At 54.3% G+C, this 13,572-nt stretch carries 12 protein-coding genes; 10 read left to right on the top strand and 2 right to left on the bottom strand.

Going from position 1 to position 13,572, the window contains the following annotated elements; translation table 11 throughout:
* The first annotated feature begins 4 nt into the window (after positions 1 to 4).
* The 6 genes from KB213_RS05060 to KB213_RS05035 all read left to right on the top strand — a co-directional run bounded on the left by KB213_RS05060 (position 5) and on the right by KB213_RS05035 (position 8,058).
* Positions 5 to 685, top strand: coding sequence for a hypothetical protein (locus KB213_RS05060; RefSeq protein ID WP_211680897.1), 681 nt, complete (start codon positions 5 to 7; stop codon positions 683 to 685).
* Positions 685 to 2,076: a PQQ-binding-like beta-propeller repeat protein gene (locus KB213_RS05055; protein WP_211680896.1), complete on the top strand. Its 1,392-nt coding sequence runs from the start codon at positions 685 to 687 to the stop codon at positions 2,074 to 2,076. Before KB213_RS05060 ends, KB213_RS05055 begins: the two co-directional genes overlap by 1 nt.
* 18 nt (positions 2,077 to 2,094) lie before the next feature.
* Complete coding sequence (der, locus tag KB213_RS05050) at positions 2,095 to 3,483, top strand: ribosome biogenesis GTPase Der (protein WP_211680895.1); 1,389 nt, start codon at positions 2,095 to 2,097, stop codon at positions 3,481 to 3,483.
* Between the two features lie 188 nt (positions 3,484 to 3,671).
* Positions 3,672 to 5,084 carry a sugar porter family MFS transporter gene (locus KB213_RS05045; protein WP_211680991.1) on the top strand — a complete coding sequence of 471 codons (1,413 nt, stop codon included), beginning with the start codon at positions 3,672 to 3,674 and terminating at the stop codon, positions 5,082 to 5,084.
* Positions 5,085 to 5,242: 158 nt separating this feature from the next.
* On the top strand, positions 5,243 to 6,652 hold the full coding sequence (locus KB213_RS05040; RefSeq protein ID WP_211680894.1) for a sugar porter family MFS transporter: 1,410 nt from the start codon (positions 5,243 to 5,245) through the stop codon (positions 6,650 to 6,652).
* A gap of 11 nt (positions 6,653 to 6,663) precedes the next feature.
* The gene (locus tag KB213_RS05035; protein WP_346266669.1) at positions 6,664 to 8,058 is read left to right on the top strand and encodes an MFS transporter; all 1,395 of its coding nucleotides are present in this window, start codon (positions 6,664 to 6,666) and stop codon (positions 8,056 to 8,058) included.
* Here KB213_RS05035 and KB213_RS05030 read toward each other — a convergent pair.
* Positions 8,021 to 8,707: a class I SAM-dependent methyltransferase gene (locus KB213_RS05030; RefSeq protein WP_211680893.1), complete on the bottom strand. Its 687-nt coding sequence runs from the start codon at positions 8,705 to 8,707 to the stop codon at positions 8,021 to 8,023. The genes KB213_RS05035 and KB213_RS05030 overlap by 38 nt on opposite strands.
* A complete protein-coding gene (ubiA, locus tag KB213_RS05025; protein ID WP_211680987.1) occupies positions 8,704 to 9,627 on the bottom strand; it encodes a 4-hydroxybenzoate octaprenyltransferase in 924 nt (307 codons plus the stop codon). Before ubiA ends, KB213_RS05030 begins: the two co-directional genes overlap by 4 nt.
* Before the next feature lie 86 nt (positions 9,628 to 9,713).
* Between ubiA and KB213_RS05020 the strand changes: the two genes are divergently transcribed.
* From KB213_RS05020 to KB213_RS05005, 4 genes are all read left to right on the top strand, one after another.
* Complete coding sequence (locus KB213_RS05020) at positions 9,714 to 10,448, top strand: 16S rRNA (uracil(1498)-N(3))-methyltransferase (protein ID WP_211680892.1); 735 nt, start codon at positions 9,714 to 9,716, stop codon at positions 10,446 to 10,448.
* 96 nt (positions 10,449 to 10,544) lie between these two features.
* Positions 10,545 to 11,933 carry a glutamate--cysteine ligase gene (locus tag KB213_RS05015; RefSeq protein ID WP_211680891.1) on the top strand — a complete coding sequence of 463 codons (1,389 nt, stop codon included), beginning with the start codon at positions 10,545 to 10,547 and terminating at the stop codon, positions 11,931 to 11,933.
* Positions 11,934 to 11,935: 2 nt separating this feature from the next.
* Positions 11,936 to 12,892 (top strand): iron exporter MbfA, encoded by a 957-nt coding sequence (gene mbfA, locus KB213_RS05010; RefSeq protein ID WP_211680890.1) that lies wholly within the window; start codon positions 11,936 to 11,938, stop codon positions 12,890 to 12,892.
* Positions 12,892 to 13,539: a LolA family protein gene (locus KB213_RS05005; protein ID WP_211680889.1), complete on the top strand. Its 648-nt coding sequence runs from the start codon at positions 12,892 to 12,894 to the stop codon at positions 13,537 to 13,539. Before mbfA ends, KB213_RS05005 begins: the two co-directional genes overlap by 1 nt.
* The last annotated feature ends 33 nt before the right edge of the window (positions 13,540 to 13,572 follow it).

The raw sequence follows: 13,572 nt of genomic DNA, 5'->3' as shown, positions 1-13,572 counted from the left end.
TCAGGTGGCGGACGATTTTATTGCACAAATCCATGATGATATGCGCCAGCAGCGTTTGCGCGCGCAGGCACGTCGTTTTGGTGCCGTTGCTGCGGGTGTTCTCGTGCTTGCCGGAATTGCCGGTGGAGTGTGGGGCTGGCAACGTCACGCGCTGAAAACTGCGCAAGAAGCAGCGTCTGGGCGTTATTTTACTGCAATGTCTACGCTTGAAGCTCATGGCAGTGCCGCAGCCGAACAGCAGGCACAAGCGACGCTGCAGGATTTGGCAGCGCATGGCCCGAAAGGCGTGCGTACATACGCTGCGTTGCGCTTGGCGGACTATAAAGCACAGCATCAGGATGTACCTGCCGCGCAAGCTTTATGGGCACATGTCGCAGATGATGACACGGCATTGCCTGCTATGCGTACTGTCGCGCGTTATTTGGGGCTGAATGTACAGCAGCCAAATGCACAAAATACGGCATCTCTGCGCACAGGCTATACGGCTTTGGCACAAGGAAACGATGCTTGGGCGTCTTTGGCGCGTGAAGGGCTTGTTAGCCTTGACCTCGCGCCCGGTGCGACAGCACAGCAAAAGGAAGAAGCGCGCCGTCTTTTAAATCAAACTGTAAGCAGCCCGACAGCACCAGAAGGTGCGCGTAGTCGTGCAGAAGCTTTGCTTGAGACTTTGGGAGATGCAGGTTGATGCGTCGTAACCACACATCCATCCGGGCTAGTCGTCGTGGTTTGCTCCGGTTTGCTTGTTCCGGTGCGGCGGTGACCGCGCTGAGTGCGTGTAGTATCTTCGATGATGACGATAAGCCAGTGTTGGCTGGTCATCGTATTGATGTACTGTCAACAGGTGCAGGCTTGACGGTGGATCCTGATGATCACACGCCAATCGCCTTGCCTGCGGCACAACCTGTGACGTCATGGGCGCAAGTTGGGCGTGAGCCAGACCATATTGCTGTGAATGCTGCATGGAGTGGGCCGAAGCTGGCGTGGAGCCGTAGTATTGGTGCGGAAGTCAATCCGACGAGCATTCTGTCTACAGTGGCCATCATGCCGAATAAGCGTGGTGCAATTCAGTCTCCCCCAGTGATTGGGCAAGGACGTATTTTTACGGCCGATGCTCAGGGTGAAGTGAAGGCTGGGACATGGCCTGCGATGAAGCCGCTATGGTCTCGTCAGCCAAAAGGAACAGAATCCCGCTCGACCAATCTGGGTGGTGGTCTCGCGCTGGACGGTGACACGCTCTACGTTGTGACAGGTGTTGCTCTTGCTCTGGCGCTTGATGCAGCAACTGGCAAAGTGAAGTGGACGGCAGAACTCGGCACGCCGGGGCGCTCGGCACCAACAGTTGCGAATGGTCTGGTCGTTTTCGGCACGATTGATGAGCGCTTGATTGCGCTGGATGAGAAAACGGGCCAGCAAATCTGGACGTATCAGGCAACACAGGCAGATACGGTTGTATTTGGTCAAGCATCGCCTGCCATTGTGGATGGCGTTGTGTTGGCTGGATTTGGCAGTGGTGACTTGGTTGCTCTGCGTGCCACATCGGGTGAGATGGTTTGGAGCGATAGTCTCGGTGGGTCAAACGGCCTTGGCGCGATGCTCGACTTCTCTTGTGTGCGTGGTGCACCCGTCATCAAGGACGGTACGGCCTATGCGGTTTCCATGTCTCGGGTGCTGGTGGCGATTGATATGCGCTCCGGTCGCCGTCTGTGGGAACGTGAGGTGAGTGGTCAGTCTCCGCTCTGTCTTTGTGATGACTGGCTGTTTGTTGTCTCGACGGATCAGCAACTTGCGTGTATCGACCGCCTGTCTGGTCATGTCCGCTGGATTACGCAGCTTCGTCGATTCCGCCGTCAGGAAGTTCAAAAAGATGCAGTTCAGTGGGTTGGCCCAGTTTTGGCCGATGGGAAACTTGTTTGTTTCTCAACGCTGCCAGAAGAGGGTATGATCATCGCTGATGCGAAGACCGGCAAGATTCTCTCCCGCCAAAAAACACCGGCGGCCTGTGAGGTTGAGCCGATTGTGTGTGATGGGCTTGTGCTAGCCCTGTCGCAGGACGCTGTCCTGCGGGCTTATGGCTGATCGGATTTTCCGGACCGAATGACTGATACTATTTCTACGCCTGATATGCTGCCAACCGTTGCGATTGCGGGGCGGCCTAATGTAGGCAAATCAACACTGTTTAATCGTCTCGTCGGGCGGCGTCAGGCACTTGTGTCTGATATGCCGGGCGTGACCCGTGACCGTAAAGAAGGTGAGGCGCATATTCGTGGGCGCCGCATCCGGATTATTGATACGGCCGGGTTAGAAGAAGCTGCGCCAGATACGCTGTTTGGGCGGATGCGTGCATCTTCTGAAATGGCTGTGACGCAAGCGCAGTTGGTGCTGTTCTGTATTGATGCACGTTCTGGCATTACGCCAGCAGATGCGCATTTTGCACAATGGCTCCGCCGCCAGAATGTACCTGTTTTGCTCGTGGCGAATAAAGCTGAAGGTAAGGCTGGTACAGAAGGCGCGATGGAAGCGTTCTCGTTGGGTTTGGGGACACCTTTGGCGTTGTCCGCTGAACATGGGGACGGCCTGTCTGACCTTATGGGTGAGATCATTGACCGCTTGCCGAAGGCTCCACGTGTGGTGGAACGCCCGCGCCGTGGTGAAGGGGAGGCCGAAGAGCGCCCACCTGGGCCGCTGCGTTTGGCGATTGTTGGGCGTCCTAATGCGGGTAAATCAACGCTTCTGAACTGTTTGCTTGGTGAAGAGCGTATGATTACGGGGCCGGAAGCGGGGCTAACCCGTGATTCGATTTCCGTTGATATTCATGATGAGCATGGCCCGATCCGTTTGGTGGATACGGCAGGAATGCGTCGTCGTGCTCGTGTTGAACAGCATTTAGAGCGGATGTCTGTTTCTGCGTCGATCGAAGCACTGAAGATGGCAGAAGTGGTCGTTTTGACTATTGATGCGACTTTGGGCGTGCATGAGCAAGATTTGCAGCTTGCGCGTTTGATTGAGCGTGAAGGGCGTGCATGCGTTCTGGCGCTGAATAAATGGGATGCGGTTGAAGATCGTGCAGCAACGCGCCAAGCCATTGCTGACCGTATCGAAACATCCATGGCTCAGGTGCGTGGTATTTCCGTCGTGACTTTCTCGGCATTGACGGGGGCAGGTGTGCATCGCTTGTTGCCAGCTGTGCGTGATACGCATGAGGTTTGGAACTCACGTATTACAACGGGTGAGTTAAACCGCTGGTTCGAGGAAGCTTTGGAACGCCATCAGCCACCTTTGGTGGATGGTCGCCGCTTGAAGCTGCGCTACATGACACAGGCAAAGTCACGTCCGCCGACCTTTATTTTGTTCGGTACGCGTGCGGAGCTTTTGCCTGATTCTTACAAGCGCTATCTCGTGAATGGTCTGCGTGAGACGTTCCATATGCCGGGTGTGCCTATTCGTCTCCAATTACGCGGAACGAAAAATCCTTACGCAGAATAAGGGTTTTTGATTTCGATATTACTCTATGTCTGTAACAAGGAGATACGATTTTACCTAACAAAGCTTTTAGTCTTTGTTAGGGAAGATCAGGCCGGGGTTATCTGTAACGCTCCAGATAGCTTTGGCTCCATGTCGACTATGCCGTGATGGAGTTTGCATCACGGCAGCAGATTTGAGGACGTCACGTGATGGATGGAGTTGCAGCCACTGAGAGTGTGGATACTCTTAGTAGCCCTCAACGCAGCACGAAGCGCGCTACGGTTTTGGGTATTTTTGCTGCTCTGGCCGGGTTATTGTTCGGCCTAGATACCGGGGTAGTTTCTGGGGCGCTGCCGTTTGTAGCCAAAGAGTTTCATGCCAGCGATGTGCTTCAGGGCTGGATCGTGTCTTCCATGATGATCGGGGCGATGACCGGTTCTTTGGTGGCGGGGCGTATTTCAACGCGTTTTGGCCGTACGGGCGCGATGGTTTCTGCCGCAGTTCTGTATGTCAGCGGTGTTCTGATCTGTACGTTTGCGCCAGACCCGTATGTGTTGATGGGTGGTCGCGTGCTGATTGGCTTGGCGATTGGTCTCGGCGCTTTTGCGGCGCCGCTGTATATTTCGGAAATTACTGTTGAGTCTGCGCGTGGATCGATGATTTCGGTCTACCAGCTTATGGTCTCGTTTGGCATTTTCTTGGGCTTTTTGTCCGATAGTGTTTTGGCGGGGAGTGGACGCTGGCATTGGATGTTCGGCGCGATGCTCATTCCGTCGGTGCTTTTTTTGATTTTCACGCTGACCTTACCGCATAGCCCGCGCTGGTTGCTGATGCAGGGTAAGCAAGATCATGCACGGCGTGTATTGCGCGTTTTACGCTCTGATGACGAGGTCGCGGAAGCTGAATTGCGCGATATTCAGAGCGGTATGGTGCATAATAGCGATTCAGGTTTGGGCTTGTTTCGGAGTAATGCCAATTTCCGCCGGACGGTGTTCTTGGGCATGTTGCTGCAAATTATGCAGCAGCTGACGGGGATTAATGCGTTGCTTTATTATGCGCCGCGCGTTTTTGAAGCTGCGCATTTTGGTGCGAATGCTGCGGTATGGGTGACGACGCTCGTCGGCTTGGTCAATATGGCGCTGACCGGTGTTGCCATTGCGTGTGTTGATAAATGGGGCCGTCGTCCGCTTTTGCTGTTGAGCTGTAGCTTGGCCATGATTGCGATGCTGGGTGTTGGTGTTCTTCTGCTAACAGGAGCATCAAGTTTTCCGGCGCAGATGGCTTTGTGTGGTTTTGTTTTGCTCTTCGTCGCGGGGTTTGCAATTGGTGAAGGGCCGCTGGTGTGGACACTATGCTCAGAGTTTCAGCCATCTCGTGGGCGTGATTTCGGGATTGGCTGTTCTACAGTAACGAACTGGGCGGCAAACTGGGTGATTTCTAGCACTTTCCCGTTAATTATGGCCGGGCTTGGTACGTCATGGACGTTTATCATGTTTGCGGGTTTTAATGCGTTGTTTGCGGTGATCACCATGACACTGGTGCCGGAAACAAAGGGTGTTGCGCTCGAAACCTTGGAAAAGAATTTGTTCGCGGGGAAATCTTTGCGCAATATTGGGCAGTAATAGCGCGTGTGTGAGTAATTTTTGCGTTACTCACGAAAATGTGCGCAGAATTTTGGGGCGGTGGAGCATAAAATGCTCGCCGCCTCTTTTTTTGTGCTTATCGTAACGAAGGCTGTGAGGCGTTTTGGGGCCGGCGTTTGTATCAAGGATAGTGAGTTATGGTTGGCATTGCGTCGGTCCGTGTGGATGAAGGCGATACACCTCAGCGCAGTACGCGCCGTGCGACGGTACTGGGTATTCTGGCGGCACTCGCTGGGTTGATGTTTGGGTTGGATACAGGGGTGGTTGCTGGTGCACTTCCCTTTATCGCTCAAGATTTCCACGCCAGTGATGGGCTTCAAGGTTGGATCGTTGCGTCGATGATGGCTGGGGCTGCGTTCGGGTCTTTGTTGGCTGGGCGTATTTCTATGAAGTTCGGCCGTCGCGGTGCGATGATGGCAGCGGCTGTTTTGTTCTTGGTTGGCACAGTGTTGTGTAGCCTTGCGCCGTCCCCGGTGGTTTTGATTATTGGGCGTGTCTTTTTGGGGTTAGCTGTTGGTCTCGCAGCTTTTGCGGCTCCACTGTATATTTCTGAGATCACGGTGGAATCTGTCCGTGGGGCGATGATTTCGTTCTATCAATTGATGGTATCGTTGGGCATCTTCCTCGCATTTATCTCTGACAGTCTTTTGTCATCAGGTGGGCATTGGCGTTGGATGCTGGGTGTTATGGCGGTTCCAGCAACGTTGTTTTTGGGCATCGTTGTGATTTTGCCGCAAAGCCCACGGTGGTTGATGATGCGTGGACGGACGGAAAAAGCGCGTCGAGTGCTTCAGCTTCTGCGCTCTGATGAAGAAGTGGCGAATGCTGAACTGGCTGATATTCAGGCTCGTTTGAACCAAAGCAGTGATGCTGGCTTTGCGTTGTTTCGTAAGAACCGGCATTTCCGCCGCTCGGTTGCTTTGGGCATGATTTTGCAAGTGATGCAGCAGCTTACGGGGATTAACGCGCTGCTCTATTATGCGCCACGTGTCTTCCAAGCGGCTCATTTTGGTACGAATGCTGCGATCTGGGCCACGACTTTGGTTGGGCTTGTGAATATGGGCTTGTCTTTCGTGGCGATTGTCTGCGTGGATAAATGGGGGCGTCGTCCGCTGCTGATGCTAAGTTGTGCGATTGCTGCTTTCGCCATGTTGGGTATGGGCGTTTTGCTGGCGATTGGGGCGTCGAGCTTTGGTGCTCAGGTGGCACTGTGTGGCTTTGTACTGTTGTTCGTCGCGGGGTTTGCAATTGGCGAAGGGCCATTGGTGTGGACGCTGTGCTCAGAAGTTCAGCCGACTCGTGGGCGTGACTTTGGTATCTCATGTTCGACGGTTACGAACTGGGGAGCCAATTGGGCGATCTCCATCACATTCCCTCTGGTCATGACAGCATTGGGTGCATCGTGGACCTTTGTGCTTTTTGCAGCACTTAACGGTGTCTTTTTGCTCTTTACTCTCGGATTTGTACCAGAAACAAAAGGTGTTTCGTTGGAAGCCCTTGAGTCTAATCTCTTTGCGGGCAAAGCTCTACGCCATCTTGGTAAGTAGGACAGTGTACAGTGGCGGTAGCAGCAGGCGTTCAGGGCATTCCATCATCTTCTGCTGAGACTGGCCTTTATGGAGCGCGACGCATTACGGCCATGTCTGCTGTTTTGCTGTCGCTGCTGTTATCTGTACTGGATTATGCGGTGGCGAATGTTGCGCTGCCGGCTATTGCCCATGACATTCATACGCCTGAATCCAGTGTGATTTGGGTGGTGAATGCTTATCAGTTAGCAAATTTATCGTGTCTGCTACCGCTTGCGTCTTTGGGCGCACGGTTTGGATATGCCCGCATGAGCCAGTGTGGGATTATTTTGTTTTTGATTGCCTCTGTAGCGTGTGCTTTGTCCAAGACGTTGCCAGAGATTGCGCTGGCGCGTGCCCTGCAAGGTGTGGGTGGGGCGTGTATCATGAGCGTGAATTTGGCTCTGGTGCGCTTTATTTACCCAAAATCTGAGTTGGGCCGTGGCATTTCGATCAATGGGTTGTTCGTTGGTATCGGTGTGGCGATTGGCCCGACCTTAGGCTCTATCGTTTTGTCGATGGCATCCTGGCCGTGGATTTTTTGGATTAATTTACCGCTCGCTTTAGCGGCTTTGTTGATGGCGTGGTTTGCGTTGCCTGAAACGCCGCACAGTACAGCGCCCGTGGATATGGCGGGGTCGTTGCTGACGGTTTTGGCCTTTGCCTGTATTGGCATCGGGCTGGATGGTTTGTCCCACGGTATGTTGCCGATGGGCGGTATTGTGACGTTTGTTGGAATTGTCTGTTGGTGGCAGTTGCTGCGGTTACAAAAATGCCGGTCAGAGCCGATTGTGCCGGTCGATCTTTTGAAGCGTCGGGCATTTTTGTTGCCGTGCTTGGTCAGCTATATGAGTTTTATTGCATCCAATTTGTATATTGTTGCAATGCCGCTGACGTTGAACTTGATGTTCCACCGTGATCCCGCAACGATTGGTTTGCTGATTTCCCCATGGGCGGTGGGGGTGGCGCTGATGTCGTTTGTTGTGGGGCGGTTTTCAGATCGCTTCCCGGCATCAGTACTGAGCACGATTGGTATGGTGACGGTCACAATTGGGTTTGTGTTATTGTGGCTGTTACCGGCGGATGCGTCCAATACGGATATTATTTGGCGGACGCTTTTGGCTGGTTGTGGGTTCGGTACATTTCAGCCGCCGAATAACCGCGCCATTATGTTGAGTGCGCCAAAGGGGCGTGAGGGCAGTGCCAGTGGGATGCTGTCGGTGGCGCGTTTGGGTGGGCAGACGACGGGTGCGTTATTTGTGGCAGGCCTGTTTACGGCATCTGCCAATCCGTCCAGCCTATGTTTGGCAGGTGCTATGAGCATGGCCGGTGCGGCGGCTATCTTGAGTGTTATGCGGGATTTTTTGGTAGGCGATAAAGCGTCGTAAGGCGGGTATTGCTGCTTTCGAGATCTTGTAGGGTTGGAATAGAGGCTTGTGCGAGGACTTCAAGCGGTGCGTCTTTTAGGAAAGATGCCGTGCTGCTTGTGGGGCCGTAATGTCGGCCGGGGTCACAAAGCCAGACATCACAACAGGCTGTACAGCTTTGCAGCCAAGGCAAAATACGTGCTGCGATTGCTGCATCGTAGCAGACATCGCCAACAATCATGAGGTCACATGTAGGCTTGGTGCCGATGAGGTCATGAGGCTGTGCGGTGATGTGCACGGCGTTTAAAGCGGCATTGAGGTTGAGGGCGCTGAGGGCAAAGGGGTCAATATCATTAGCGCTGGTGTGTGCTGCGCCCGATTTTGCTGCGGCGATACCGGCTAAGCCGCATCCACAGGCAAGGTCTAGAACGTGCTTGCCGCGTACGTGCTCTGGTTGGTCCAAGATAGTGCGGGCAATGAGTTGGCTACCGGGCCATGCGAACGCCCAGTAAGGTGGCTCTAAGTCATGTTGCTCCAGAAAATCTGCGCTGGCTTGCCATAGCGGTGTGATTTCGGTGGCAAGGTAAAGAGGGATTTCTGGTACGAAGGGTGCGCGCGCTACGGTGGTATGGCTGCGGATAAAGGCCGTGGGGTCGGCATGTGGGTTCATAAGAGGCCAAGGCGTCCTAAAATAAAGGCAAGAGCGAAGACCATGCCGATGGGAACGTTTTGCTTGAAAAGCGCTAAGCAGGCCGGAGCATTATGGGGGTTAATGAGCAGAACTTGCCGCATGAGGATGACGGCACTGATGCTGAAGAACGCCCAGAAGCCAGCAGAGAGGCCGGCATGCGCTGCGGCGAGGCCGAAGGCAATCAGGGTTATGGTGTAGCAAATGCCAATAAAAAGGCGCGGCCATGCTGCCATGAGTCGTGAGGTGGAGCGAACGCCAATGCGCGCATCGTCTTCCATATCTTGGAAGCCGTAAATGGTATCGAAGCCGAGTTGCCAGATGATAACACCTGCGTAGAGTAGGATACCGCTGAGGTCTAAACGCCCACCTGCGGCGGCATAGCCCATCGGAGCACCAAAGCCGAAGGTAAAGCCCATGACGAGTTGTGGCCACCATGTGACGCGTTTGGCGGCGGGGTAAAGAGCCACCAAAACCAGTGCGAGGGGGGCAAGCTCCCAGCATAAAACCGGCAGGCAGAGGAGGATGAGCAACCCGCCAAGGAGCAAGAGGGCGAGCAGAAGCAGGCCTTGTTTGAGAGAGAGGGCACCACTGGCAAGGGGGCGGCCTGCCGTGCGGGCGACTTTGGCGTCAATATCACGGTCCCAGATATCGTTCACGACGCACCCGGCAGAGCGCATGATAAGGGAGCCAATGGCGAAGAGCGCGGTATAGATCAGGCGCGTTGAGAGAGGGGTTGGGCTATTGGCCAAGAAGATACCGAAGACGCCAGGTAAAAAGAGAAGCCAAGTTCCTACTGGGCGGTCAAGTCGTGCCAAGAGGGCATAAGAACGCCATGGATCTGAGAGGCGTCCGATCCAGCCAGAGAGGCGGATATCAGTATGAGGCGTGGCGGTTGTCATATTTTTCTGATGCGCTGGCGGGGGCAGGAGGTCAAGGGGTAGTGATGGTGTTTGCGATAGGGGCGTGAGCGCGCTATCCAGCATATATGAGTCGTGATGCACCCCGTTTATATTGCGCCCCGAATGACGCTCCTTTTGTAGAAGGGGGGAGTGTTACTCTTTTGCCTGGTCAGGCCCATTATTTGGGGTCTGTGATGCGGCAGAGTATTGGGGCGGTTATCCGTCTCTTTAATGCTGTAGATGGAGAATGGGAGGCGGAACTTTCAGCTCTGCGTAAGGATAAAGGGGCCGTGGTTTTACGGCAGCAGGTGCGTGTCCCACAGGAGACGAAGGGCGCAATTTTGCTCTTTGCGCCTTTGAAGCGTGATGCAACGGAATTGGTCATTCGTATGGGAACAGAACTCGGCGTCACGCGGTTTTTGCCGGTGATCACGGAGCGAACCAACATGCCGCGCCTTAATTTAGAGCGTTTATCGTTGATTGTGACAGAAGCCGCAGAGCAATGTGAGCGTTTGGATGTTCCGGAGATTGAAGCGCCGAAGCCTCTGTTGCAGCGTTTGGTAGAATGGCCGGTAACGGATGCGCTCTATGCGGCGCTGGAGCGCCAGCCGGGTGCGGCTGTGGCGGATGATGTGACGGGTACTGTCGGGTTGCTCATCGGGCCGGAAGGTGGTTTTTCTCCGGCAGAAATGCAGCGTTTGCAAGCGCATAATGCCGTGCGGGCATTGTCATTAGGGGCCTTGGTATTACGGGCTGATACGGCTGTGTGTGCGGGGTTGTCTCGTTTGGCGGTAAAGGCGCATAAAACGTATATAGAATGACAAAGGGTGACAGCCGCGCCGGACCTGCTACAACAGCGACTGAAAGCAGTTCTGTCATCATCGAACAATCGATCTAGACTATAAGGCCTGAAAGCAATGTCCAACCCCGGCACAACCAATAGCGCACCGATCGAAAACCGTGCGCAGCTCGTCGAGGTTCTGATGCGTGGTAATAAGCCGCAACGTCAGTGGCGCATTGGAACCGAGCATGAAAAATTTGGTTTTGTCCGCCCGGATATGGCGGAGGGCCGCACCCCGTATGCGCCGCCTCCTTATATGCCGCGTGGTATTGGTGCGCTTTTAGAAGCTCTTTCTGGCCCGGATTGGGAGCCTATCTATGATGGAGAGGCTGTTATTGGTCTTAAAGGGGCGAATACCCATAAAGGTTGTTCTATCTCGTTAGAGCCAGCGGGACAGTTTGAGCTTTCAGGCGCACCTTTAGAGACATTGCACGAAACGGATCAGGAAATGCGGGCGCATTTTGATCTGATTCGTGGGCCGGTCAAGGAGTTGGGGCTGGGCTTTGTTCCGGTTGGCTTCCAGCCTCTGTGGGGCCGTGGTGATATGCCCTGGATGCCTAAGAGTCGCTACGCCATTATGCGGCGTTATATGCCGACAGTTGGTGCGTTGGGGTTGGATATGATGACCCGCTCCTCAACGGTGCAGGTTAATCTGGATTTTTCGGATGAAGCGGACATGGCGCGGAAGATGCGCGTGTCTTTGGCGCTTCAGCCTTTGGTCAGTGCACTGATGGCCAATTCGCCTTTCGTGGAAGGGAAGGCGAATGGGTATTTATCCAATCGTTGTCGTATTTGGACAGATACAGATAATGCGCGTGCGGGACAGCCTCCTTTGTTCTTCGCGGATGATTTTTCGTTTGAGCGTTATGTTGATTGGGTCCTTGATGTTCCCATGTATTTTGTCGTGCGGGACGGCAAGAATGTTGATGTTGCGGGGGCGTCTTTCCGCCGTTGGTTAGAAAACGGGGAGGTGCCGGAAGGTTTGAAAGCCTATCCGGATCAAACGCCGACGATTGGGGATTTTGAAGATCATTTGACGACGGCATTCCCGGATGTCCGTTTGAAGCAGTTCTTGGAAATGCGCGGTGCGGATGCGGGTTCACCGCAAATGATGGTTGCGCATTCAGCATTGTGGGTTGGCCTATTGTATGACCCCGCGACGTTGGAAGCCGCTGAGCGTTTGGTGCGTGAGTTAGACTGGGGCGTGTATCAGCAATTGCGCGCGGATGTGCCTAAGCTTGCGATGGATGCACCTTTCCCCGGTGCTTTGCGTGCTTTGGCGCGTCGTGTTCTCGCTTTGGCAGAACAGGGTTTACGGGCGCGGGCGCGTGATGAAGCACAGTTCTTGGCCCCATTGCAGGCTATTGCGGATGGTGGGCCCACACAGGCAGAGCATTGGTTGGCGCTTTATAAGGGCGCATGGGGTGGTGATGTGCGGCCCATTTTCCAACACGCGGAGGTCTGACGATGCCGCGTCTTTCGGATCTGTCTGAAGCAGAGGTCTTGGCGCTTGCTATCGCCAGTGAAGAGGAAGACGGGCATATTTACGCAGATTTCGCGGAGATGCTGCGGGAGAATTATCCCGATAGTGCTGCGATTTTTGATGAGATGGCAGCGGAAGAAAGTCAGCACCGCCATGCGTTGATTGATCTTTTTGTACAGCGCTTTGGGCGGCATATTCCTTTGGTGCGCCGTCAGGATGTTCAGGGTTTTCCCGTGCGGAAAACGGCTTGGGCGATGAAAAACCGGGGTATTGAGGCTATTCGCTCGCTTGCGGCGGATATGGAACGGCAGAGTGCTCGCTTCTATCGGGAAGCTGCTGCGCGCACGAGTGATGCTGAAATCCGGCGTTTGTTGGGAGATTTGGCCGAGGAAGAAGACCGGCATCAGCGGCATGCACGCTTTTTAGAAGCTGAGCACTTGGATGCTTCAGGGCGGCAACGTGAAGAAGATCATAGTCGCCGGGAATTTGTGCTGCGTGTGGTGCAGCCGGGTCTTGTCGGGCTCATGGATGGCTCTGTATCGACATTAGCGCCGGTGTTTGCGGCAGCGTTTGCAACAAAAAATCCGCATGATGCTGTGCTGGTAGGCTTAGCGGCCTCACTCGGGGCTGGGATTTCGATGGGGCTGGCGGAAGGGCTGGCTGATGATGGAAAACTGTCGGGGCGTGGAGCGCCGCTGATACGCGGTTTGATTTGTGGAGCCATGACCTTTGCAGGCGGCATTGGTCATACTTTGCCCTTCCTTGTGCCAGATTTTCACCTTGCTTTTGCTGTAGCGATAGGGGCTGTGCTTATTGAGTTGCTGCTGATTTCGTGGATCCGTTGGCGGTATCAGGATACGCCTTTTGGTTCTGCGTTGGTGCAGGTTTTGCTTGGTGGTGCGCTTGTTTTTGCAACCGGTGTTGTGATCGGTAGTTCGTAATGATGATGTCTCGTTTTATGCGTTTTGCTTATGTGTCTCTGGCGGCTCTGTGCTGTGTTGCTCCTATGGGGGTGGCTCTGGCGCAGGGGGTGCCTGCGGTTTTGCGTCCCGTGGATCGTGGCTGGATTGATCGTATTCAGGATACGTTGAGCGGTTTGAGCACGTTGCAGGCGCGTTTTGCGCAGACGGCGCCCGATGGTGCTGTGACACATGGCACGGCGTCTTTGGCGCGGAGTGCTGGGCAGCCGGGGCGTATGCGTTTTGATTATGATGCGCCAAGCCCACTTTTGTTGGTGGGGAATGACGGTAAACTCGTATTCCAAGATCGGAGTATTGATCAGGTCACGACCATGCCGTTGGAGCGCACGCCTCTTGGTTTGTTGTTACGTCCGAACCCGAAGCTTTCTGGAGACGTGACGGTTACGCATTTTGTACATGAGCACGGGCAGGTGGATGTAGCATTGGTCCGCACGGCGGAGCCAAGTGGAGGAACGCTGACCTTGCATTTTAGTGACCAGCCTTTGGCGCTACAGGGTTGGACCGTTGTGGATGCACAGGGGCGTGAGACGAAGATTGCACTTTCGGATGTGAAGCTCGGTTTATCGCTTGCACCGTCGTTATTTGTGCTGCCACGTTCTTCAGATTAATACAAAATAAAATCGTTCTTTATGTAAAAAACA

It is taken from the genome of Neokomagataea anthophila, assembly GCF_018122595.1.
Lineage (GTDB): Bacteria > Pseudomonadota > Alphaproteobacteria > Acetobacterales > Acetobacteraceae > Gluconobacter > Gluconobacter anthophilus.
This window is presented reverse-complemented; position numbering and strand designations above follow the sequence as displayed.

Coding starts and splice junctions, on each gene's coding strand:
- KB213_RS05055 (WP_211680896.1), top strand. CDS start 685: ATGCGTCGTAACCACACATCCATCCGGGCTAGTCGTCGTGGTTTGCTC.
- der (WP_211680895.1), top strand. CDS start 2,095: ATGACTGATACTATTTCTACGCCTGATATGCTGCCAACCGTTGCGATT.
- KB213_RS05045 (WP_211680991.1), top strand. CDS start 3,672: ATGGATGGAGTTGCAGCCACTGAGAGTGTGGATACTCTTAGTAGCCCT.
- KB213_RS05040 (WP_211680894.1), top strand. CDS start 5,243: ATGGTTGGCATTGCGTCGGTCCGTGTGGATGAAGGCGATACACCTCAG.
- KB213_RS05030 (WP_211680893.1), bottom strand. CDS start 8,707: ATGAACCCACATGCCGACCCCACGGCCTTTATCCGCAGCCATACCACC.
- ubiA (WP_211680987.1), bottom strand. CDS start 9,627: ATGACAACCGCCACGCCTCATACTGATATCCGCCTCTCTGGCTGGATC.
- KB213_RS05020 (WP_211680892.1), top strand. CDS start 9,714: ATGAGTCGTGATGCACCCCGTTTATATTGCGCCCCGAATGACGCTCCT.
- KB213_RS05015 (WP_211680891.1), top strand. CDS start 10,545: ATGTCCAACCCCGGCACAACCAATAGCGCACCGATCGAAAACCGTGCG.
- mbfA (WP_211680890.1), top strand. CDS start 11,936: ATGCCGCGTCTTTCGGATCTGTCTGAAGCAGAGGTCTTGGCGCTTGCT.
- KB213_RS05005 (WP_211680889.1), top strand. CDS start 12,892: ATGATGATGTCTCGTTTTATGCGTTTTGCTTATGTGTCTCTGGCGGCT.